This is a genomic window from Kitasatospora sp. NPDC093550 (assembly GCF_044764985.1).
Taxonomy (GTDB): domain Bacteria; phylum Actinomycetota; class Actinomycetes; order Streptomycetales; family Streptomycetaceae; genus Kitasatospora.
Genome location: NZ_JBIWJF010000035.1, coordinates 47,426 through 69,126 on the forward strand (window position 1 = coordinate 47,426; position 21,701 = coordinate 69,126).

A 21,701-nucleotide genomic window follows, 5' to 3' on the forward strand; every position below is an offset into this window, starting at 1 on the left:
CGCCGCCGGTGGGGAGAGCATGGCGGAATGGATGATCGTTTTCAGTCGGAGCAGCACCCGGCCGGGCCGCTGGTCGTCGAGCGGCTGGCGCGGTACGCCCGTGCCGAACAGGAGGAGATCCTCGGCCCCGGGGAGGACCCGTACGGGGTCCGGTACACCGGGCTGACCTTCCTGCCCAAGGAGATCCACTTCGGGATCCGGGCCGCCGACGGACGGCTGGTCGCCCACACCGGGCTGCTGCCGCTGCCGCTCACCGCGGGCGGCACCGACCTGGTGGTGATGGGCGTCGGTGGGGTCTGCGTCGCCCCCGACCGGCGCGGCGGCGGCCTCGCGCAGGCCGTGGTCGGGACCGCCCTGGACCACGCGCGCACGCTCGGCCACCGGCACGCGCTGCTGTTCTGCCGTCCGCCGCTGGCCGCGTTCTACCGGGGCCTCGGCTTCCGCGAGGTGGTGGAGGAGGTGACGGTGGAACAGCCGGAGGGGCGGCTGGCGGTGATGCCGCTGTGCACCATGTGGGTGCCGCTGACGGCGGGGGCCGGGTGGCCGGAGGGGCCGGTGCGGCTGCGGTCGCTGCCGATGTGAGGGGCGGCGCCCGCGGCCGGGGTGCGACGGCCGGTCAGACGGTGACGGCCGGTGCGTGGGCCTCGGCGTGGGCCTCGGCGTGGGCCACGGCGGCGGCGGCCAGCGCGCGGATCATGGCGTGCGCCCGGGTGCCGTCGCCGGACAGCTCGGGCTGGAACAGCGAGGCGAGGAAGAAGGGGTGCTCCGGCAGCTCCAGGATCCGCACCTCGCCGGACTCGTCCGCGCCGCTGAACCGCAGGCCGCCGGCGCGCAGCCGGTCCAGGTAGGCCGGGTGGAGGCCGTACGCGCAGTGGTAGCGCTCCAGGGTGCGGGTGGTGCCGAGGACGCGCTCGGCGAGGGTGCCCGGGGTGACGGTGACGGCGCCCTCGTGGCCGACCAGTGAGCAGCTCAACGGGGCGATCACCTGCTCGTCCCGGTCCGGGTCCTGCTCGGCGTGGACGGCGTCGGCGAGGCCGCAGACCTCGCGGGCGTACTCCAGCACCGCGTGCTGGAACCCGGCGCAGGTGCCGAGGAAGGGGATGCCGCGCTCGCGGGCGGTCCGGACGGCCGCCAGGGCGCCCGCCTCGCTGCGGTACGGGCTGCCGGGCAGCAGCCAGATCGCGTCGAAGCCGGCCAGGGCGCCGGGGGCTTCGGCGTCCTCGGTCGGGATCCAGTAGGCGTCCAGGACGAGCCGGTCGTGCTCGGCGAGGGCGTCGAGCAGGCCGGGGATCCGGGCGTGCGAGCGGACGGCGGGGGAGCGGTCGCCGACCAGGGCGATCCGCGGGGTCAGGTAGGTCATGCGGCTATCCTGACCCCGCACCCGAGATCAGCGCCAACGATGATTTCTTACCTCTCGATCAGATCGGTTGATGACCGCCGTGGATCCCCAGCAGCTGCGCACCTTCGTCACCGTCGCCCGCGTCGCCTCCTTCTCGGACGCGGCGCGGGAGCTCGGCTACACCCAGTCCGCCGTCTCCCAGCAGATCGCCGCGCTGGAGGCGGACCTCGGGACGGCACTGCTGGTCCGCCGTCCGGTCGGCCCGACCGACGCCGGCCGGCGGCTGCTGGAGCACGCGGCGCCCCTGCTGGTCCGGCTGGAGGCGGCGCGCGCCGACGTCGCGCGCCTGGTCGGCGCCCCGAGCGCCCGGCTGGTTCTCGGTGCCACACCACTGGCGGTCGGCGCGGACTTGGGGCGCGCGCTCGGCGAGGTGCGCCGGGCGTACCCGCGGGTGGAACCGGTGGTCCGGGTGCTCGCCCAGGACGTGCTGCCCGCGCAGGTCGCCACCGGGGAGGTCGACCTCGCCCTGATCGACGGACTGGCCGCGCCCAGCGACCCGCTGCCGCTGCCCGACGTCGGTCCGCTGCGCACCGTCGCGGTGGACGAGCGGCCGGTCGCCGTCGCGCTGCCGCTCGGCCACCCGCTGGCGGGCCGCGGCGGCCTCGCGCTCGCCGACCTCTCCGCCGCCCGCTGGCTGGACGCCCCCGACCTCACCCCGCCGGCGGCCCGGCTGCGCGCGGCCGCCGGGGTCGACGGCTTCCGGCCCGCCACCCGCTACCAGGGCACCGATCTGCACGGACTGCTGGCCCTGGTCGCCGCCGGGCACGGGCTGACGCTGCTGCCCGAGCCGGTCCTGGCCGGGGCGCCCGGGGTCGCGTCCGCGCCGATCGCCGCGCCCCGGCTGGTGCACCGCACCGAGCTGGTGCACGGCAGCCTCCCGGAGGGGCCGGCGGCGCTGCTGGCACGGCTGCTGGCGGGCGGGACGGATCCGGTCTGACCGGCGGCGCCCCGAGAGCGGGTCAGGAGGTCGGCGGGCGGCCGGGGTCGGGTGGGCGGTGGTTGTGAAGGCGGAGTCATCGACCGTTCACGTCCCGCGCCTGACGGTCGTCGCGTGCGCGGTGGTGTCATGAGCACAGTCGCCCGGTGACCGACCGGGCCGACCCAGGAGAACTTCCCCATGATGCTCCGTCAGCGCCTGACCGTCGTCGCGGCGGCGGCCACCCTCGCCGCGGCCGGCCTGGCCACCGGCACCGCCCAGGCCGCCGCCCCGGCGACCGACGTCACCGCGAAGTCCGCGGCGATCACCGCGAGTTGTTCGCAGGACTACCTGCCGCTCCCCGATCCGTCGTGCACCCCCGGTGCGTACAACCCGGACGTCACCCAGGACACCATCGGGCAGACCATCTGCGTCTCCGGCTGGACCGCCACCGTCCGTCCGCCGACCAGCTACACCAATCCGCTGAAGGTCCGGCAGATCGCCGCGTACGGCTACGCGGACACCAGCACGGCGGACTACGAGGAGGACCACCTCGTCCCGCTGGAGCTCGGCGGCGCCCCGCGCGACCCGGCCAACCTGTGGCCCGAGCCGCGCTACGGCAGCCAGCCTGCGCAGAGCAAGGACTCCGTCGAGACCAAGCTCAAGAACGCGGTGTGCCGCGGCCAGGTCGGCCTGGACGACGCCCGCGCCGCGATCGCCGGCGACTGGACCACGGCGCTCAGCGTTCTGGGGCTGTAGCCGCCCGCGGTGCGCGGGCGACCTGACGCTCCGACGCACTCGGACGCAGGCTTACGCTCGCGGACGCAGGCTGACGCACGCGCGCGGTGAAGCCGGTTCACCGGGCGCGGGCGTGCAGGAGCCGTCCGGCCCGTCCGGTCCCCTGTGCCGGACGGGCCGGACGGCCGTCTGTGGGGTGCGGGCGCTCACCCGGAGCGCCCCGGGATCAGCCGCAGCCCGGGAGGGCCTCGCACATCGGCGCCGTCATGCCGGTGCCGACGTACTTGTCCTCGGGGGCCTTCCAGGCGTCCTTGGGCTGGGCGCCGGCCTTGGTGGTGGCCCAGACGGACAGCTCGCTGACCGTCCCGCCGTCGGTGACGGCGTACTCGTGCAGGGTGACGGTGGAGCCGTCGGCCTGCGGAACGGTCAGGACGGCGGCGAAGTACGGCGCGTCCGCGGCGCTGTTGACCTTGACGGTCGCGCCGGGCGCGGTCTTGGCGCAGCCCTTGAGCGCGTCGGTCAGCCGCGAGTCGACCATGTTGGTGGTCTGCTTGGTGCCGCTGCTGTGGGTCGGGTCGCCGACGAAGAGCAGGGTCTGCTGGGCCGTCCAGCGGTCGCCGCCGAAGCCGACCGAGGCCTTCGCGGAGGCGGTGCCGGCGAACGCGTACTCGTCGTCCTTGGCGATCGGGGCGTGGCACAGCTCCATGCCCTTGAACTGGACCGGACCGCTGCCCGGCTTGGCGTTGGCCGCCAGCGGCGGGTAGTGGTAGGTCTCGTCCATCGGGATGCTCTTGGTGTCCATCCAGGCCTTGGCCGGGATGCCCTTGGCGGCGTCGGCGCCGCCGGTGCCGGCGGGCTTGGGGGCACCGGTGGCGGGGGCGCCGGATCCGGTGCCGGCCGGAGCGGCCGCGGTGGCGGACGGTGCGGGGGCGGCGGTCTTGCCGGCGTCCTGGCCGCTGTCGTCCGGTCCGCAGGCGCTGAGGGCGCCCAGGCAGACGAGGGCTGCGGCGGTGGCGGTGACCAGTCGGGTGCTGCGCAACTGACGATTCCTCAAGTGTCCGGTGGCGTGGATCGGGGTCGGGCGCGCTCCGGCCGCGGGCCGCGGGTGCGCGGTACCGCCCGTCCGTCCCCGCCGCCCGGGCGACCCGTGGTCGCGGGCGCTCGGCATGGCTGTTCCTCCCCCGTTGACGTGCTGCCGTCCGGCTCCTGGTCGCCGCCGCCCTCCTCGGGTCTGAGGGGCGGTCAGCGCCGGTGCTGCGTCGACGGCGGTCGAAACCTATGCCAAGGGGCGGCCGGGAGCAAAGCGGGATTCCGGCGGACGCTCGGGCGCCCCGCGCGGTTGCAGGGCGCAGGTGGCGAACATGTGTGCGGGCGCGGCGGGAGCTATGACGGCGCGCCGGGATCTCCTGGGCGCGCGGCCGTCCTCGTGCGCCCTTCGGGACGGCGCATCCGCGCTGCTGGAGTGCGGTGTTACGGGCCCGTACGACGCCCTCGGGCCCAGCGGCGGACGGGGCACGGGCGGACGCGGACACCAAGGCTTCCCCTCGACGGGCGCGGCCGGGACGCCGCCGAGAGGGTCTAGGGACGGGTGCCCGGCACGCCGAGCTGCTGGGAGAGCCAGGGGAGGGCCTGGGCGAAGGTCGCGGCGCCGGTCTGCCAGGTGTGCTTGCCGGAGCCGACGGCGGAGACGGTGCGGATGCCGTCCTTCCGGGCGGCCGCCTCCAGGGCTTTGGCGGACTCGATCTGGCCGTGCTCCTCGTCGCCCTGGCCGAAGAAGCCGGAGACGCCCTGGTACTTGGGGTGGTGGGCGAGCACGGTCAGCGGGTCGTGGGCCGCCCAGGCCGCGGCGTCGCCGCCGTACAGCTCCTGGACGGTGTGGTCCTTGTCGCCGATGAAGGGGCCCTTGTCGCCGGAGAAGTCGCCGAAGTGGGTGAACACACCCGGGTGTTCGACGGTGAGGTCGAAGGCGCAGGTGCCGCCCATCGACCAGCCGGCCACGCCCCACTTGTGCGGGTCGGTGGCGGCGTTGAAGGTCTTCTGGACGAACGGCGGGACGTCCTTGACCAGGTGGGACTCGGCGTGGCCGTGCGGGCCGTCCACGCACTCGGTGTCCACCCGGAAGCCGCCGGTGGCGTCCACGAAGACCAGGATCGGCGCGAAGCCGTTGTGCTGGGCGGCGAACGCGTCGGCCGTCTTCACGGCGTTGCCGGAGCGGATCCAGTTGTCCGGTGCGGCGAACTCGCCGCCGATCATCTCCAGCACCGGGAGCTTGGGCCGGTTCTGGCTGCGGAACCAGGCGGGCGGCAGGTAGACCAGCTCCTGGCGGTGGGGGAAGCCGCCGCCGGTGTCCGGTATGTCGACCTGGACGATGCGGCCGGTCTTCGTCTTCCCGTGGACGGAGGCGAGTTCGGCGAGCGTGATCTGGTCCGGCAGCGGCTGTCCGCCGAGCTCGCCGACCGCGTCCCCCAGGGTCGGGTAGTAGCCGGTGGCGATGTTCACGCTGTTCGCCGCGCAGAAGAGCGCCAGCAGGACGGTCGGCGCCGCCAGTGCCCGCCGCCACCACCGCGCGCCGCGCCAGCCGAACCCGAGCACGCAGAGCGCCGCGACCGCGACCCCGCTCCACAGCCACACGCCGTACGGGATCGGGTCGGTGATCCCGCTCAGCGCCACCACCGCCCCGGCGGCGACGGCGGTGACCACCAGGGCCGTCCCGAGCGCGACCGGCCCCCACCTGACCCGCCACGCGCGGTCCCGCCGGGCCACCGTGACCAGGAGGAGCGCCAGGGCCGCCGCCCGGACCGTCCAGGGGAACCAGCCGTCGAGCAGCGAGACGTTCATGGGGCCGGAGGCTAGGCGCGCCGGATGAGAGGCCGGTTAAAGAGCGGCGGTTCGCCGGAAGAGGGCTGTGAGGAGGAAGGGGAGGCCGAAGAGCGCGGAGCCGGGAGCCTGGGCGGCCATCGGGCGGAGCTCCAGCGGGGTCAGCTCGCGGAACAGCGAGCGGAGTTCCTCGGGCGAGTACGCCAGTCCGCCCTCCAGGACGCCGAGCCGGTACAGCTCCTCGTCCGGCCGCTCGGACCCCATCGCCCCGGCGGCGAACGCGGTGACGGCGAAGTGCCCGCCGGGCGCGAGGACGCGGTCGAGCAGCGCGAGGTAGCTGATCCTGCGGTGCGGCGGGAGGTGGTGCAGGCAGCCGGAGTCGTAGACCAGGTCGTAGCGGGCGTGCGGGAGTTCGACCTCGAAGATGTCCGCCCGGTGGAAGCGCGGCCCGGCGGCGAGGCCCGCCTCGCGGGCGCGCTCCTCGGCCCAGGCGACGGCGGTGGCGGAGAGGTCGACGGCGTCCACCTCGAACCCGGCGGCCGCCAGGTGGAGGGCGTTCCGCCCGGGCCCGCAGCCGAGGTCGAGGGCGCGGCCGGGGGTGATCAGGCCCCGGTCGAGGTAGGAGACCAGGTTCTCGTCCGGTGCGGGGGTGAAGAAGGGGCGGTCGGCGGACCGGTCCGCGTAGAAGCCGTCCCAGAAGGGTTCGGTCGGCGGGAAGAGGCGGTCGAGGAGGCCGAGGACGTCCTCGGTGGTGCGGACGGTGCGGTTCATGCGGTCGAGCGTAGGCGGGCCGGCGGGTGACCGCGAGGTCGTTGCGCGCGCCCCAAGAGGCGCTGGGGGAAGGGAGGTTGGGGCCCTGGTGGTGGGGGCGGGCACGGGTGGTCCGGGGGCGGTCGGGGGTGCGGCGGCGCCCCCGTCGCGGGCCGGGGAGGGGTGCTTCCGCGCAGCGGCGGAGGGGGTCGCTGAGGGGTGCGGAGTAACGCTTCGATCAAGAACGCCCTGCGGTCGGGGTGCTCCCGCGTGCTAGGTTCGAACGCGTTCAAATGTGAGGGGTGAGGGATCCGTGGAAGCGGTGCCGGTGAGCGCCCGATGGCTGTCCGGGCTGGGCGGTGCGGCCTTCCTGCTGCCGGTGGTCGCCGTGCTGGACGGGTACGGCGCGGCCGGGGTGTCCCTGTACGCGGCCGGGCTGCTCTGTGCCGCCGCCTGCGCCGTACCGCCCTTCTTCCGCAGCCGGAAGCACTTCCGGGTCGCCTGCGCGGCCGCCGGGATGGGGGTCGCGGCGGTCTCGGTACCGTGCGCGCTGGTCGGCGTCCTGTTCCTGTTGCTGACCGGGGCCTGGCCGCTCTACCTGGCCTTCCTCGCCCTGCCGATCACCGCGGTCGCCGGCCTGATCGCCGGGTTCCAGCGGGCCCGCGGCCCCGAGTGCGGCCGCCGGGCGGCCGTGGTCGCGTGGGTGTGCGCGGCGGTCACGGTGATCGGCTGGGGAGTCGTCAGTCTGTGGGCGCTCTCGGTCCGGCCCTAGACGACTCCGAACCACTCCTCGGCGAGGGCGTCCAGGGTGCCGGCCGAGGGCTTCAACTCCCGCAGGTACCAGGGGAGATTGCTGTAGACGTGGAGCAGGGTGTACGCCATCAGCAGGCGGGGGTCGACGTCGCGGCCGTAGCCGCGCAGCAGGTGTCCGAGGAGGTGGGGGTCGGCGCGGGTGGTGAAGAGGCCGACGGCGACGAGGTCGTAGGCGGGGTCGCCGATCATCGCGGGCTCGAAGTCGAACAGGCCGGTGAGGCGCCAGCCGTCGGCCGGGTCGGTGAGCAGGTGCTCGCGCATGAACTCGGTGTGCAGCAGGGCGCGTCGGGGGGCCCGGGGGAGCGGGGCGGTGGCCAGGAAGTCGGGGATCTGCTCCGACCAGGCCTCCGGCAGGCCGCGTCCGCGCTGGCGGGCGACGGCGCCGGCCTGCTGGCGGGCCAGGAAGGCGGACCAGTCGCCGGGGCCGAGGGCGTCGGCGAGCGGCTCGGGGTCGAGGGCGTGCAGGGCGGCGAGCGCCTCGCCGCAGTCGTGGGCGATCCGCTCCCGGTCGGGCTGCGGGACGCGCGGCCAGGCGGGTGCGAGGCCCTCGCCGGGCAGCCGGGACATCAGCACGTAGCGCCAGCCGTTGACGTAGGCGCCGGCGGCCCGGAGCTCGGGGGTGGGGATCGGCAGTGCGCCCCGCAGCCGGTCGAGGACGCGCTCCTCGACCAGGCCGTCCGCGGCGCTCGCGGCCGGGAACAGCTTGAGGACGTGCGCGTCGCCGACCGCGTAGACCGGGACGGAGCCCTCCGCGAAGCGCTCCAGCGGCAGGCCGCCGACGCCGAGCCGGGCGCAGAGGGCCTCGGCGCCGGGGCGCATCACCGATTCGTCGGGGACGACCGCGTCCCATTCCTCGTCCGTCTCCACCAGGGGCAGCATGGGCGCACGGTAAGCGGGCCGGCGCCGCCGCGCCAAGCCGTTTTCCCGCTCACTCGGCTCCGAGGTCGTCGGCGTCGGGGGAGACGGGTTCGGGCCCCTCGGCCGGGTCGCGGGTGAGCAGGTAGCGGGCGCCGGGGCCGGCCTCGGCGGCGCGGTCGCCGGCGTTGTAGAGGGCGCAGCGGGACAGTGAGAGGCAGCCGCAGCCGATGCAGCCGGACAACTTGCGCTTCAGCAGTTCGAGTTCGGCGATCTGTTCGTCGATCCGGCTCTGCCAGGACTCGGCGACCCGGTCCCATTCGGTGCCGCTGGGGGCGGGGCGTTCGGGGAGGCGGTCGAGGGCGACCTTCGCCTCGTCCAGGGAGAGGCCGACCCGCTGGGCGGCGCGGACGAAGGCGATCCGGCGCAGGGTGCCGCGGGTGTAGCGGCGTTGACCGCCGGTGGTGCGGGTGGCGTGGATCAGGCCGAGGCTCTCGTAGTAGCGCAGCGCGGAGGCGGCGAGGCCGCTGCGGTGGGCGAGTTGGCCGATGGTGAGCAGGTCGCCGTGGTGCGGGCCGGGGGCGCGGCGGCCGTCGGTGAGGGCGGTCATGGGCATCCACTGTAGCCGCTTGACCTCAAGTCGGCTTTAAGTTGCAGGATCGTGGCCATGACGACGAACGCAACCGCGGAAACCGTGACCGAGGCCCGTCCGCAGGCCCGTTTCGAGGACCTGCCGGCCCTGATGGGCCTGATGACCGGCGACGAGAAGCACGGCCCCGCCGCCACCTCCACCCTGGACGCGCTCTGGGTGCTGTACGACCGGGTCCTCGACGTCACCCCGGCCACCGCCGAGGCGCAGGACCGGGACCGTTTCCTGCTCTCCAAGGGGCACGGCCCGATGGCGTACTACGCGGTGCTGGCGGCCAAGGGCTTCCTCGACCCCGAGGTGCTGCCGAGCTTCGGCGGCTACGACTCACCGCTCGGGCACCACCCGGACCGCACGCTGGTGCCCGGGGTGGAGATCGCCTCCGGCTCGCTGGGGCACGGTCTGCCGCTGGGCGTCGGCACGGCGCTCGGGCTGCGGGCGCAGGGCCTGGCCGAGCCCGCGGTGTGGGTGCTGGTCGGCGACGCCGAGTTCGACGAGGGCTCCAACCACGAGGCGGTCGCCTTCGCCGGGGCGTACGGGCTGGACCGGCTGCACGTCGTGGTGATCGACAACTCCTCGGCCACGCACGGCTGGCAGGGCGGCATCGCCCAGCGCTTCGCGGCCGAGGGCTGGTCCACCGCGACGGTGGACGGCCGCGACCACGAGGCGCTGTACCGGGCCTTCACCGCCGAGCACCCGGGCCGCCCGCACGTGGTGGTCGCCCGGGTGGAGCCCAAGGACTCCTGAGCGCGCCCCTTCCCCCCGTCGAACCGGACCGAGCGAAGACCCACCCCCGAGAGGAACCCCACCGATGGACACCATGCGAGACCGCTTCGTCGACGTCACCACCCGCCTGCTGGGCGAGGACCCGCGGCTGGCCGTGGTGCTCGCCGACATCACCGCGGCCGCCTTCGCCCCGGCCCAGGAGCGCCATCCCGACCGGGTGGTGAACGTCGGCATCCGGGAGCAGCTGCTGATCGGCGCCGCGGGCGGCCTCGCGCTGAGCGGGATGCGCCCGATCGCCCACACCTTCGCCAGCTTCCTGATCGAACGGCCCTTCGAGCAGGTCAAGTTGGACCTGACCCACCAGGGTGTCGGAGCCGTCCTGGTCAGCGCGGCCGGCTCGTACGACTGGCCGGCCGGCGGCCGCACCCACATGTCCCCGGGGGACGTCGCGCTGCTGGACACCCTGCCGGACTGGACCGTGCACGTCCCCGGCCACCCGGACGAGGCCGAGCGGCTGCTTCGGCACGCCTACGCGGACGGTGACCGCACCGTGTACGTCCGGCTCTCGGCGCACCAGAACGCGGCGCCGGTGGCGGTCGAGCCGGGCCGGTTCAGCACCGTCCGCACCGGCACCCGCGGCGTGGTGCTGGCGGTCGGGCCGATGCTGGACGCGGTGCTCGCGGCCACCGAGGGCCTGGACGTCACCGTGCTGTACGCGGCGACGGTGCGCCCCTTCGACGCCGCCGGGCTGCGCGCGGCCGTCGGCGACCGGGCGGACGTGGTGCTGGTCGAGCCGTACCTGGCGGGCACCTCGGCCGGCGCGGCGCACGAGGCGCTGGCCGACCGCCCGCACCGGGTGCTGGGCCTGGGCGTGCCGCGTGAGGAGCACCGGCACTACGGCTCGATCGCCGAGCACCTGGCGGCCTACGGCCTGGACGCCGCGGCGCTGCGGGAGCGGATCGGCACCTTCCTCTGGTGAGGGTGGGCCGCGCCCCTGCGGGCTACACCGCGACCACGGCCACCGCGTCCGCCCCCACCCGCACCGCCGTTCCGTCGAGCGCCGCCGGGCCGAAGGCCGCGACCAGTTCGCGCCCGGTGGCCCCCAGCGGCAGAGCGGCCTCCTGCGCGCCGAGGTTGACCGCGACCCGGTACGGCCCGCGGTGCACCACCAGCCAGCCCGCCGCCTCGTCGAAGGCGGTGCGGACCGCGCCGAGGTCGGGATCGGCGAGTTCCGGCCGCGCGCGCCGCAGTCGGATCAACGTCCGGTACCAGTCGAGCAGTTCGGAGTGCGGGGCGCGCCGGGGCTCGGTCCAGTCGAGGACGGAGCGCAGCACGGTGGCGGGCTCCTGCGGGTCGGGGACGGCCTCGGCGGCCCAGCCGTGTTCGGCGAACTCCCGTCGTCGGCCCTGCCGGACGGCTTCCGCGAGGTCCGGGTCGGTGTGGTCGGTGAAGTACTGCCACGGGGTGGCGGCACCCCACTCCTCGCCCATGAACAGCATCGGGGTGAACGGCGAGGTGAGCACCAGCGCGGCGCCGCAGGCCAGTCGGCCGGCCGGGAGCGTGGTGGAGAGGCGGTCCCCGAGCGCCCGGTTGCCGACCTGGTCGTGGGTCTGCAGGTAGCCGAGCAGCCGGTGGCCCTCGGCGGTGGGGAAGGGGCGCCCGTGCCGGCGGCCGCGGAAGGAGGACCAGGTGCCGTCGTGGAAGAAGCCCCGGGTGAGGGTCTTGGCGACGGCTGCGAGCGGGGCGCGCGCGAAGTCCCCGTAGTAACCCTGGGATTCGCCGGTGAGCGCGCAGTGCAGGGCGTGGTGGAAGTCGTCGCTCCACTGGGCGGTGAGGCCGTGGCCGCCGGCCGCGCGCGGGGCGGTGGTGCGCGGGGTGTTGAGGTCCGACTCGGCGACCAGGAACAGCGGCCGGTTCGTCGCGACGGCCAACTTCTCGACCTCGTGGGCGAGTTCCTCCAGGAAGTGGACGGCCCGGTCGTCCGCGAGGGCGTGCACGGCGTCCAGCCGCAGGCCGTCGATCCGGTAGTCGCGCAGCCAGGCCAGCGCGCTGCCGATCAGGTACGCGCGGACCTCGTCCGAGCCGGGCGCGTCCAGGTTCACCGCGGAGCCCCACGGGGTGTGGTGCCGGTCGGTGAAGTACGGGCCGAAGAGCGGCAGGTAGTTGCCGGACGGCCCGAGGTGGTTGTGCACGACGTCGAGGACGACGCCGAGGCCCTTGCGGTGGGCGGCGTCGACGAAGCGCTTGAGCCCCTCCGGCCCGCCGTAGGGCTCGTGGACGGCCCAGAGCGAGACTCCGTCGTAGCCCCAGCCGTGCCGGCCGGGGAACGGGCAGACCGGCATCACCTCGACGAAGTCCACGCCCAACTCGACCAGGTGGTCCAGGTGTTCGGCGGCGGCGTCGAAGGTGCCGCGTGCGGTGAAGGTGCCGATGTGCAGCTCGTACAGCACCGCCCCGGGCAGTGCGCGGCCGCGCCAGCCGGTCCGGGACCAGCGGAACGCGGCGTGGTCCACCCGCCGGCTGGGGCCGTCGGGGCCGTGCGGCTGCCAGGCGGAGCGCGGGTCGGGCAGCGGCGGGCCGCCGTCCAGGCGGAAGGCGTAGTCGCCCGCCGGAGCCTCGCCGGACCACCAGCCCGCGCGCTCCGCGCAGCGCCGCAGCGGGTGTTCCACGCCGTCGACGTCGACGCTGACGCGGGAGGCGGCCCCGGGCGCCCACACCTCGTAGGCGGCCATCAGCCCCTCCTGGTCAGCAGCGCCACCGGGGAGGCGGCCAGCAGGTCGGCCAGCGGGACCGGGCCCGCCGGGAAGCTCCGCAGGGTCAGCTCGTCCGTCCACGGCTGGCCCGGCGGCAGGTCCAGCACGGTGTCGCGCCAGCCGCCCGACCGCTCCAGACCGTAGGGCAGCCGGGTGACGGCGGTGACGACGTCGTTCCCGCGCGCGAAGGCCAGCAGGTGGTCGGCGGCGGGGCCCGTCGCGTCCAGCGGGCGGTAGGTGCCGAGCGGGTGGGAGCGGCGCAGGTGCAGCGCCCTGGTGGTGAGGTGCAGCTTCTCCCGGGCGAGGTCGCCGGGGCGGGCGGCGGCCGAGTCGGTGAGCCGGACGGCGAGCCGGCCGAAGTCCACCACGCCGCGGTTGTCCGGGTCGACCAGGGTGTAGAGCGGCTCCTCGCTGCCCTGGTAGAGGTCGGGCACGCCGGGCACGGTGAGGTGCAGCAGCGCGGCGGCGAGGGTGTTGGAACGGGCGTACGGGGCGAGGGCGTGCACCGTGCCCTCGATCCGGGGGAGCAGCCCGGGGTTGCCGTGGACGGCGCGGGCCCGGTCCTCCAGCGCCCGCTCGTAGCGCGGCTCGGGCTCGGTCCAGGAGGTGTGCAGCTTGGCCTCGCGGACGGCCTTGAGCAGGGCGGCGACCAGCCGGTCCGGGGTGATCGGCCAGGCGGCGACCAGGGTGTGCCAGAGCAGCCAGTCGGCGTCGCGGTCGAGCCCGGGGGCGGCCGGCCCGGCCGCGGTGGACCAGGCGGAGGCCTCGGCGGCCCAGGCTTCGGGCTGCTCGGCGAGGACGGCGAGCCGGGCGCGGGCGTCGGCGCTGCGCTTGGTGTCGTGGGTGGAGAGCACCGTCATGCTGTGCGGCCAGTCGCGCTCCTGGCGGCGGCACCAGTCGTGGAACTCCGCCGGACGCAGGCCGGGCCGGGCGGGCTCGCCGCCGACCTCGTTGAGCCCGGGCAGCGCGTTCCAGCGGTAGAAGGCGGTGTCCTCGACGCCCTTGGCGGCCACCGCGGCGGCGGTCTGGGCGAAGCGGACGCAGAACTCGTCGTGGTCGGGGCCGCGCCCCAGCTCGCCGAGCGCCAGGGCGGCCAGCAGCCGGTCGGTCGGGTCGGTGGAGCCGTCCAAGGCGGCCCGCAGCTGCTGCTCCGAGGCGGGGGGCACCGCCTCGCCGGGCCGCGCGTACGGCCGGTACGCCGGGTAGCCGGTGAGCAGCCGGCCGAGTGCCGCGCGCAGCTGCCAGGGCGCGTGGTCGGCGTGCGCGGGCTCGGCGGCGCCGATCCGCAGCGCGATCCGCACCAGCCGTTCGACCTCGGCGGCGAGCTCGCCGTCCGGCCCGGTCATGTCGGCCCGGCCGCGCCGGGCGGCGGCGATCGCCGGGTGCGGGTCCTCACAGAGGTCGCGGGCCGGGCCGCCGGGCGGGAAGGGGCCGCGCAGGAAGGCCTCGTACGCCCCGGCGAGGCGGCAGGCGCCGGCGTGGTCGGTGAGCACGCCGTCGATCCGGCGCAGCGCGTCGTAGCCGGTGGTGCCGGCGACCGGCCAGTCCTCGGGGAGGCGCTCGTCGCCGGTGAGGATCTTCTCGACCACGACGTACGCGCCGGCGGCGGCCCGCGCCGTCGGGCGCTCGTCCGCCGGTGCCGCGCCCTCGTCCGCCGGTACCCCGCCCTGAGCCGGCGCCCCGCCGGTGGTTCCCGACGCCCCGCCGGTGGTCCCCGACGCCCCGCCGGTGGCCGCTGCGAGCCGGCGCAGGTAGCCGCGCGGGTCGGCGAGCCCGTCCGGGTGGTCGATCCGGAAGCCGTCCAGGACGCCGTCGGCGTGCAGTCCCAGCAGCACGGTGTGGGTGGCGGCGAACACCTCCGGGTCCTCGACCCGCAGCGCGATCAGGTCGTTGACGGTGAAGAACCGCCGGTAGTTGAGCTCGGTGCGGGCCAGCCGCCACCAGGCGAGCCGGTACCACTGGCGGGCGAGCAGTTCGGGCAGCGGCAGGTGCTCGGTGCCGGGGCGCAGCGGCAGCTCGTGGCGGTGGTGGCGCAGGGTCCGGCCGTCGACGGTCAGCTGGTCCAGGACGGCGCCGAGCCGGTCGCCGAGCAGCGGCAGCAGCACCCGGCCGCGCCCGGGGGCGTCGACGGGGCCGGGCTGGGCGGTCCAGTCGATGTCGAACCAGCGTGCGTACGGCGAGTCCGGCCCGTCCCGCAGGACCTGCCAGAGCGGCCGGTTGAGCCGCTCGGGGACGGGCACGGCCATGTGGTTGGGCACCACGTCGGCGATCAGCCGCAGGCCGTGCCGGTGCGCGGCGGCGGCCAGCGCGCGCAGCGCCGCCTCGCCGCCGAGCTGTTCGCTGATCCGGGTGTGGTCGACGGTGTCGTAGCCGTGGGTGGAGCCGGGGACGGCCTCCAGCAGCGGGGAGAGGTGCAGGTGGGACACGCCGAGGGCGGCCAGGTAGGGGACGGCGGCGGTGGCGTCGTGGAGGGTGAATCCGGGCTGGAGCTGGAGGCGGTAGGTGGCGGTGGGCGGGCCCCCGGGAGGGTTGACGGCCGGGCGGGGCTGGGCGGGCTCGGCGGCGGAGGTCATAGCTCCATAGGTACCCGGGGGAGCCCGCCGCCAAGACCCGCTGCTGATCCGAACAGGTGACCGCCCGGTGCCCGTGGTGGGTACCGCCCCGGGCCGGCCGGGGCCGGCCGCCCCGCTCAGGCCGGCCGCTGCAGCACCATCAGCGAGCGGTCGACGAGCCAGAGGGTGTCCCCCGCCTTGACCCGTGCGCCGGTGCCCGGGGCGGGCAGCCGGGGCTGCGCGGTGTCCACCACGACCCGCCACTCCTGACCGTGGTCGGCGGGCACGGTGAACTCCAGCGGTTCGAAGTGCGCGTTGAACATCAGCAGGAAGGAGTCGTCGACGATCCGCCCGCCGCGCCGGTCCGGTTCGGAGATCGCGTAGCCGTTCAGGAAGACGGTCAGCGACTTGGCGTAGCTGGCGCCCCAGTTGCGCTTGGTCATCTCCTCGCCGGTGGGGGTGAACCAGGCGATGTCGGTGAGGTCGTCGAAGCCGCCGGAGGCCGGGGCGGCCGCGCCGTGCCGCCCGGAGACCGGCCGCCCGTGGAAGAAGCGGCGCCGCCGGAACACCGGGTGGTCGCGGCGCAGCCAGATCATCCCCTGGGTGAACTCCAGCAGCCGCGCCTGCGGGCCGTCGCCCTCGGGCCAGTGCACCCAGGTGAGTTCGTTGTCCTGGCAGTAGGCGTTGTTGTTGCCGAGCTGGGTGCGGCCGAGCTCGTCGCCGTGCGAGAGCATCGGCACGCCCTGGGAGAGCATCAGGGTGGCGATGAAGTTGCGCTGCTGGCGGGCCCGCAGCTCCTCGACGGCCGGGTCGTCGGCGGGGCCCTCGACGCCGCAGTTCCAGGAGCGGTTGAAGGATTCGCCGTCGCGGTTGTCCTCGCCGTTGGCCTGGTTGTGCTTCTCGTTGTAGGAGACGAGGTCGCGCAGGGTGAAGCCGTCGTGGCAGGTGACGAAGTTGATGGAGGCGATCGGGCGGCGGCCGTCGTCCTGGTAGAGGTCGGAGGAGCCGGTGAGCCGGGAGCCGAACTCGGCGAGGGTGGCGTTCTCGCCGCGCCACAGGTCGCGCACGGTGTCCCGGTACATGCCGTTCCACTCCGTCCACAGCGGGGGGAAGTTGCCGACCTGGTAGCCGCCCTCGCCGAGGTCCCAGGGCTCGGCGATCAGCTTGGCCTGGGAGACCACCGGGTCCTGCTGGACCAGGTCGAAGAAGGACGAGAGCCGGTCCACCTCGTGGAACTGGCGGGCGAGCGTGGCGGCGAGGTCGAATCTGAAGCCGTCCACGTGCATCTCGGTGACCCAGTAGCGCAGCGAGTCCATGATCAGCTGGAGCACGTGCGGGCTGCGCATCAGCAGGCTGTTGCCGGTGCCGGTGGTGTCCTCGTAGAAGCGCTGGTCCTGGGCGAGGCGGTAGTAGGAGACGTTGTCCAGGCCGCGCAGCGAGAGCGTCGGGCCGAGGTGGTTGCCCTCGGCGGTGTGGTTGTAGACGACGTCCAGGATCACCTCGATCCCGGCCGCGTGCAGCGCCTTGACCATGGACTTGAACTCCTGCACCTGCTGGCCGCGGTCGCCGGTGGAGGAGTAGGAGGAGTGCGGGGCGAAGAAGCCGACGGTGTTGTAGCCCCAGTAGTTGGCCAGGCCGAGGTCGCGCAGCCGGTGGTCGCGGACGAACTGGTGCACCGGCATCAGCTCGATCGCGGTGACTCCGAGCTTGGCCAGGTGCTCGATCACCGCCGGGTGGGCCAGGCCGGCGAAGGTGCCGCGGATCTCCTCGGGGATGCCCGGGTGCAGCCGGGTGAGGCCCTTGACGTGGGCCTCGTAGATGACGGTGCGGTGGTAGTCGGTGCGCGGCGGGCGGTCGGTGCCCCAGTCGAAGTACGGGTTGATCACCACCGAGTGCATCGTGTGCGGGGCGGAGTCGAGGTCGTTGCGGCGCTCGGGCGCGCCGAAGTGGTAGCCGTAGACCGACTCGTCCCAGTCGATGTGGCCGCTCATCGCCTTGGCGTACGGGTCCAGGAGCAGCTTGGCGCTGTTGTGCCGCTGCCCCAGGCCCGGGTTGTACGGGCCGTGGACGCGGAAGCCGTAGCGCTGGCCGGGCTGGACGCCCGGGAGGTAGGCGTGCCGGACGAAGGCGTCCGTCTCGCGCAGTTCGACGGCGGTCTCGGAGCCGTCCTGGTCGAGCAGGCACAGCTCGATGCGGTCGGCGCTCTCGGAGAACACGGCGAAGTTGGTACCGGCCCCGTCGTAGGTGGCACCGAGGGGGTAGGGCGTGCCGGGCCAGACCTGCATGACTCCTCAACTTCCTTACGGCCGACGGAAACTGACATGTAAGTCCGACAATAAGTCCGGCAGCTTGCCCGGACCCGGACGCTCTCTGCCCGGCCGGGCGGCCGGACATGTGCGGTGCTCGCGCGCCGTGACGCACGGCACAGCCCGCATACTCCCCGAGCCCTTCCCCGGCGGCCGGGAGAACCGGCCCGGGTTGGTCCGAACGAGTGTCCGTCGGGCATTCGTGTGAAGAGTGGTGCCGCTGGTGCGAGTGCGACCGGCCCCGGGCGCGGGCGCGACCGTCGGCCATCCGGCTGCGGTCGGCTCTCGATCGGCAGTACCCTTGATCGTCCGGCCGCCCCGGCCGACCCGGTGTTTGTCAACGGCCCGTCAAGGGCCCCCGCCTCCGCGGGGGTCAGCCGCAGATGAGGTGGCGCATGGTGTTCCCCGCTGGCGGCCGTGGCTCCGGGCCCGACGTCCCGGAGCGGGGCGCGGGCCGCAGCGAGGCGCCCACGGTCGTCATGCGCCCCACCCTGACCGGCCGCGCGCTGGTGCCCGCCCAGAGCGGCCCGGTCGAGATACCCGCGCTGGCCTGGTCCGGCGCGGAGTGGGAGGACGCCTACCAGCGGGTCCGGCTGTCCGGCCGCGCCTACGTCTGGCTCAACCTGGTCGAGCAGCGGCTGCGCTCCCTGGTGGACGAGGTGCTGCACCCCATCTACGCCCCCGCCCACGGCGAGGACTGGGTCACCGCCGCCGCCGGACCGGCCGGCGAGGAGTGGGCGCACCGGGCCGGGGCGGTGCGCGAGGTCAGCCGCCGCAAGGGCTACCTGCTCGACCCGGCCGACGACGACCCGCTGGTCTTCCTCACCCTGCCCCAGCTGCGCGAGCTGATGGTCCAGCACTGGCCCTGCTTCGAGCCGTACCTGGCCGACCGGCGCGAGATCGAGCTCGCGCTGGACGAACTGGAGGTGGCCCGGCACGTGGTCTCCCGCAACCGGGTGCTCACCCAGACCGTCCTGGCGCAGACCGAGCGGGCCGCCGCCCGGCTGCTGGCCGTCCTGGACGGCGGCGCGGGCGGGGTGCCCGCCGACGTGGTGGAGTCCCTGGTGGCCGGCCGGTACGCGGACGTGGTCGCGGTGCACGCCGACCGGGTCCGGCTGCAGCGCGACCTGCCGGTGGAGGACCTGCTGGACGGCGCCCGGCGGCTGGACGCGCTCGGCATCGGCCTCGGCATGCTCTGCCAGAACTACACCGGCAAGCGGCTGGTACGCCTCGCCGGGGAGGGCTGCCGGGTGCGGCTGCTCTTCCTCAACCCGGCGAGCAGCGCGGTGCGCCGCCGCGAGCGCGAACTCGGCCTCGGGCGCAGCGAGTTGTCCCGTTCGATCGAGATGAACATCATGCACGTGCGGCGGGTCCGGGCCCGGCTGCGGGACCAGGGCGGCTTCGAGATCCGGGTCTTCGACGAGACCCCGCGCTTCACCGCCTACCTGGTCGAGGGCCCCCGCACCACCGGGCAGGCGGGCGGCCGCCGGCAGGGCCGCGACCTCGGCGTCATCCAGCCCTACCTGCGCCGCTCCCGCGGCATGGAGTCCCCGGCGCTGGTGCTGCGCGGCGGCGCCGGACAGCAGCCCGGTGGCACCGAGCCGGGACTGCTGGAGGTCTACCGCGAGGAGTTCGAGGGGGTCTGGGCGGACTCCCGGCCGGTGTCCTGAGGCCCGGCCCCGTCCCGGGGCGGCCCGCGTCCCGGGAAACCCGCTGGTCGGGGCGGGGCGGCCGCTGGAAGACTGCGGGCCGTGAACAGCCCTCCCGCCTGGACCCTGGAACCCGCCGCCCTCGACGACCTCGACCGCATCAGCGACCTCAAGGACCGGGTCATGCGCGCCGACCTGGAACGCCTCGGCCGCTGGGACCCGGACCGGTCCCGTCGGCGGGTGGCGGACGCCTTCTCCCCCCGGTGGACGTCCGTACTGCTGGTCGAGGGGGCGTTCGCCGGCTCCGTCACCGTCCGCCCCGACGCCCAGGGCGGGCGCCACCTGGAGATGTTCTACCTGGCCCCGCACCTCCAGGGCCGCGGCCTCGGCAGCGACGTGCTGCGCCGCCTCCTCGCCGAGGCCGACGCCGCCGGCGAGCCGGTGCGCCTGGTCGTCCTCCGGGGCAGCGCCGCCCAGCGGCTGTACGAGCGGCACGGCTTCACCGTCGTCCACGCGGACCCGATCGACGTCCACATGTACCGCCCGGCCCCCGCGCCCGCGCCCGCGACCACCCCGGAGCAGGCGCGCAGCCGCCTCCAGGACCGGGCCGCCCTGTGGAGCACCGGGGCGGCGGCCGGCCGCGCGGTGATCGACGCGGCCTGCGAGGCGCTCGTCGTCGGGCTCGACGGCCCGGCCCTGCGCGAACTGGCCGCCTGCTCGTACGGCGAGGCCGCCATCGAACTCCACGTGCTGCTGCCGCCCGCGCTGGCCGAGCAGGGCCTGGTCTTCCACCCCGTCGGCAGCAGCTCCGCCGCCGAGGCCGTGCTGCGGGCGCTCGCCGCGCGCTTCCTGGAGGGGGACATGACGCCGCGGGAGCTGACCCGCGCCGTCCACCAGCGCTTCGGGCACCAGCTGGACCCGGCCGACCCGCTCTCCTGCCTCGATGACGAGTACGACCTGCTCGGCGTCCACTCCCGCAGCCGCGAGGAGATCGACGCCGACGTCCTCACCGAGGCCCGGCGGCTCACCGGCACCGCGTAGGGCGGGGTGCCGGTCGGCCCGGACGGGCCCGCGGCCCGCCCTGCGGGTCGGGTTGTCGGTGGGGCGGGTGATGATAGGGGCTGTTTCGAGAGGCAGGACGGAAGGACACACCTGATGAGCTGGTGGCAGCAGCCACTGGTCGGCTTCGACCTGGAGACCACGGGCACCGACCCGGCCGTGGACCGCATCGTCACGGCCGCGCTCGTGGACACGGTCGGGGCCGCCCGGGTGGGGGCCGCGCACTGGCTGCTCGATCCCGGGGTGCCGATACCCGCCGAGGCGGAGGCGATCCACGGGATCGGGGACGAGGTGGCGCGGGGCAAGGGGCGGCCGGCGGAGGAAGCGGTGGAGGAGATAGCCGCCGGGCTGTGCGAGCGGATCGCCGCCGGGAGACCGGTAGTGGCGTTCAACGCGCCGTTCGACCTGTCGCTGCTCGACGCCGAGCTGCGGCGGTACGGGCTGGCGACGCTCGCGGAGCGCCTCGGCGCGCCCGTCGGGCCGGTGCTGGACGCGCTGGTGATCGACCGGGCCGTGGACAAGTACCGCAAGGGCTCGCGCACCCTGCAGCGGGTCTGCGAGGTGTACGGGGTGGAGCTGACGGACGCCCACGAGGCGGGCAGCGACGCGCTGGCCGCCGTCCGCGTCGCCGTCGCCCTGGCCGGGCGCTACCCGGCCGAGGTGGGGGAGGTGGCGCCGGCCGAACTGCACCGGCGGCAGGTCGACTGGTACCGGGACTGGGCGGAGGGCCTGCAGGCCTGGCTGCGCCGCGGCAAGGACCCGCAGGCGGTGATCGACCCGCGCTGGCCCGCCCGCTGACCGGCGCGGCTGCCGCTCCCGCTCCCGTTACTGCAGGTCCAGGCCCACCGGGTGGGTGAGGTCCACCGGGCAGACGAAGACGTGCAGTTCGCCGTGGCGCCCGACCGAGAGGTCCGGGTCGTCGCCGCTCTCCACGGTGAGCAGGTGGACCATCCGGGCTCCGCAGTCGCAGTCGACCGGGACCAGGTCGGTGGAGTTCCAGGACGGCCAGCCGCCGAGCTTCCAGCCGTCGGCGCGGCCCGGGTCCCGCTGGTACTCGATGCCCTGGAGCTCGGTGAACTCCGTGGCGGCGGCGTGGAGTCCAGCGGGCAGTTCGTCCCGGTCGGGCAGGTCGAGGACCTGCTCGGGGCGCAGCGCGCAGGGCGTCGGCAGGTACTCCTCCTCGCTCTGCCGGGGCGGCGGGGGCGTGACCGGGGCGAGGTCGGCGGCGCACTGCCAGTGCAGTGCGACGTTCGGGCCGTAGTAGTAGCGCTCGCCCTGCAGCTCGTCGTGGTCGTTGGGGCACCAGAGCACCTGGAGCCGGTCGGCGCCCGGCGGCCAGGGCAGGTGCGGGGCGTCCTCGGCGCGGACGTGCGCGAGCGTCACCATGGCCGTCCCGTCGGCGGACGGCCGGGGGGCCGTCCGGTACGCGTCGTCCGGGTGCCCGGCGGTGCAGTGCGGCCACGGCTCGCCGGCCGGCCACAGCGCGGGGCCGCCGATCCGGCTCGCCCGCGGGTCGGGCGCGGCGGCGTACGGGTGGAGCAGGGTCGCGGGCCGCAGGTACCGGGCCAGTCCCGGTACGGCGGCGACGAGTTCGGCGGCGGTGGCGCTGCGGTCGGTCACGCGCACACCCTAAAGCTTGTTGCAGAAGTCTGGGTGTGGGCAGGCCGTCGTGTGTTCTGGCCTGCTGGTTCATGCGGTTCGGGCGAGGTTGTGCATGTGGGC

At 75.1% G+C, this 21,701-nt stretch carries 19 protein-coding genes; 9 read left to right on the forward strand and 10 right to left on the reverse strand.

Features of this window, described 5'->3' with window-relative positions:
* Window positions 1-27: 27 nt before the first annotated feature.
* Window positions 28-582, forward strand: coding sequence for a GNAT family N-acetyltransferase (locus ACIRD3_RS35375; RefSeq protein ID WP_402224836.1), 555 nt, complete (start codon window positions 28-30; stop codon window positions 580-582).
* A gap of 34 nt (window positions 583-616) precedes the next feature.
* On the opposite strand, the gene ACIRD3_RS35380 is transcribed toward ACIRD3_RS35375, so the two are convergent.
* On the reverse strand, window positions 617-1,360 hold the full coding sequence (locus ACIRD3_RS35380; RefSeq protein WP_402224838.1) for a hypothetical protein: 744 nt from the start codon (window positions 1,358-1,360) through the stop codon (window positions 617-619).
* 70 nt (window positions 1,361-1,430) lie between these two features.
* Between ACIRD3_RS35380 and ACIRD3_RS35385 the strand changes: the two genes are divergently transcribed.
* Together ACIRD3_RS35385 and ACIRD3_RS35390 are read left to right on the forward strand one after the other, a co-directional pair.
* The gene (locus ACIRD3_RS35385) at window positions 1,431-2,336 is read left to right on the forward strand and encodes a LysR family transcriptional regulator (RefSeq protein WP_402224841.1); all 906 of its coding nucleotides are present in this window, start codon (window positions 1,431-1,433) and stop codon (window positions 2,334-2,336) included.
* A 180-nt stretch (window positions 2,337-2,516) separates the two neighbouring features.
* Window positions 2,517-3,074: a hypothetical protein gene (locus ACIRD3_RS35390; protein ID WP_402224844.1), complete on the forward strand. Its 558-nt coding sequence runs from the start codon at window positions 2,517-2,519 to the stop codon at window positions 3,072-3,074.
* Window positions 3,075-3,279: 205 nt separating this feature from the next.
* Here ACIRD3_RS35390 and ACIRD3_RS35395 read toward each other — a convergent pair whose 3' ends face one another.
* The 3 genes from ACIRD3_RS35395 to ACIRD3_RS35405 all read right to left on the reverse strand — a co-directional run bounded on the left by ACIRD3_RS35395 (window position 3,280) and on the right by ACIRD3_RS35405 (window position 6,641).
* Window positions 3,280-4,092, reverse strand: a complete 813-nt coding sequence (locus ACIRD3_RS35395; protein ID WP_402224847.1) for a hypothetical protein — start codon at window positions 4,090-4,092, stop codon at window positions 3,280-3,282.
* 539 nt (window positions 4,093-4,631) lie between these two features.
* Window positions 4,632-5,891: an alpha/beta hydrolase gene (locus ACIRD3_RS35400; RefSeq protein WP_402224849.1), complete on the reverse strand. Its 1,260-nt coding sequence runs from the start codon at window positions 5,889-5,891 to the stop codon at window positions 4,632-4,634.
* A 36-nt stretch (window positions 5,892-5,927) separates the two neighbouring features.
* Window positions 5,928-6,641: a class I SAM-dependent methyltransferase gene (locus tag ACIRD3_RS35405; RefSeq protein ID WP_402224850.1), complete on the reverse strand. Its 714-nt coding sequence runs from the start codon at window positions 6,639-6,641 to the stop codon at window positions 5,928-5,930.
* Window positions 6,642-6,948: 307 nt separating this feature from the next.
* On the opposite strand from ACIRD3_RS35405, the gene ACIRD3_RS35410 reads away from it, so the two are divergent.
* Window positions 6,949-7,392 (forward strand): hypothetical protein, encoded by a 444-nt coding sequence (locus tag ACIRD3_RS35410; protein ID WP_402224852.1) that lies wholly within the window; start codon window positions 6,949-6,951, stop codon window positions 7,390-7,392.
* Here ACIRD3_RS35410 and ACIRD3_RS35415 read toward each other — a convergent pair.
* Window positions 7,389-8,312 (reverse strand): phosphotransferase family protein, encoded by a 924-nt coding sequence (locus tag ACIRD3_RS35415; RefSeq protein ID WP_402224855.1) that lies wholly within the window; start codon window positions 8,310-8,312, stop codon window positions 7,389-7,391. The genes ACIRD3_RS35410 and ACIRD3_RS35415 overlap by 4 nt on opposite strands.
* Window positions 8,313-8,361: 49 nt before the next feature.
* On the reverse strand, window positions 8,362-8,898 hold the full coding sequence (gene soxR, locus ACIRD3_RS35420; protein ID WP_402224857.1) for a redox-sensitive transcriptional activator SoxR: 537 nt from the start codon (window positions 8,896-8,898) through the stop codon (window positions 8,362-8,364).
* A 57-nt stretch (window positions 8,899-8,955) separates the two neighbouring features.
* Between soxR and ACIRD3_RS35425 the strand changes: the two genes are divergently transcribed.
* Together ACIRD3_RS35425 and ACIRD3_RS35430 are read left to right on the forward strand one after the other, a co-directional pair.
* Window positions 8,956-9,681 carry a transketolase gene (locus ACIRD3_RS35425; RefSeq protein WP_402224859.1) on the forward strand — a complete coding sequence of 242 codons (726 nt, stop codon included), beginning with the start codon at window positions 8,956-8,958 and terminating at the stop codon, window positions 9,679-9,681.
* 64 nt (window positions 9,682-9,745) lie between these two features.
* On the forward strand, window positions 9,746-10,639 hold the full coding sequence (locus tag ACIRD3_RS35430) for a transketolase family protein (RefSeq protein WP_402224861.1): 894 nt from the start codon (window positions 9,746-9,748) through the stop codon (window positions 10,637-10,639).
* 22 nt (window positions 10,640-10,661) lie between these two features.
* On the opposite strand, the gene treZ is transcribed toward ACIRD3_RS35430, so the two are convergent.
* The 3 genes from treZ to glgX form a co-directional block, all read right to left on the reverse strand.
* The gene (gene treZ / locus ACIRD3_RS35435; protein ID WP_402224864.1) at window positions 10,662-12,392 is read right to left on the reverse strand and encodes a malto-oligosyltrehalose trehalohydrolase; all 1,731 of its coding nucleotides are present in this window, start codon (window positions 12,390-12,392) and stop codon (window positions 10,662-10,664) included.
* Window positions 12,392-14,986 (reverse strand): malto-oligosyltrehalose synthase, encoded by a 2,595-nt coding sequence (gene treY, locus ACIRD3_RS35440; RefSeq protein WP_402224866.1) that lies wholly within the window; start codon window positions 14,984-14,986, stop codon window positions 12,392-12,394. The genes treZ and treY overlap by 1 nt, the downstream gene beginning before the upstream one ends.
* A 116-nt stretch (window positions 14,987-15,102) precedes the next feature.
* The gene (gene glgX, locus ACIRD3_RS35445) at window positions 15,103-17,250 is read right to left on the reverse strand and encodes a glycogen debranching protein GlgX (protein ID WP_402224868.1); all 2,148 of its coding nucleotides are present in this window, start codon (window positions 17,248-17,250) and stop codon (window positions 15,103-15,105) included.
* A 416-nt stretch (window positions 17,251-17,666) separates the two neighbouring features.
* On the opposite strand from glgX, the gene ACIRD3_RS35450 reads away from it, so the two are divergent.
* The 3 genes from ACIRD3_RS35450 (at window position 17,667) to ACIRD3_RS35460 (ending at window position 20,777) form a co-directional block, all read left to right on the forward strand.
* Window positions 17,667-18,941: an SAV2148 family HEPN domain-containing protein gene (locus tag ACIRD3_RS35450; protein ID WP_402224871.1), complete on the forward strand. Its 1,275-nt coding sequence runs from the start codon at window positions 17,667-17,669 to the stop codon at window positions 18,939-18,941.
* An 81-nt stretch (window positions 18,942-19,022) separates the two neighbouring features.
* Window positions 19,023-19,961: a GNAT family N-acetyltransferase gene (locus tag ACIRD3_RS35455; RefSeq protein ID WP_402224874.1), complete on the forward strand. Its 939-nt coding sequence runs from the start codon at window positions 19,023-19,025 to the stop codon at window positions 19,959-19,961.
* Between the two features lie 114 nt (window positions 19,962-20,075).
* Window positions 20,076-20,777, forward strand: coding sequence for an exonuclease domain-containing protein (locus tag ACIRD3_RS35460; protein WP_402224876.1), 702 nt, complete (start codon window positions 20,076-20,078; stop codon window positions 20,775-20,777).
* Between the two features lie 27 nt (window positions 20,778-20,804).
* On the opposite strand, the gene ACIRD3_RS35465 is transcribed toward ACIRD3_RS35460, so the two are convergent.
* Window positions 20,805-21,599: a DUF1963 domain-containing protein gene (locus ACIRD3_RS35465; RefSeq protein WP_402224878.1), complete on the reverse strand. Its 795-nt coding sequence runs from the start codon at window positions 21,597-21,599 to the stop codon at window positions 20,805-20,807.
* Window positions 21,600-21,701: the final 102 nt, after the last annotated feature.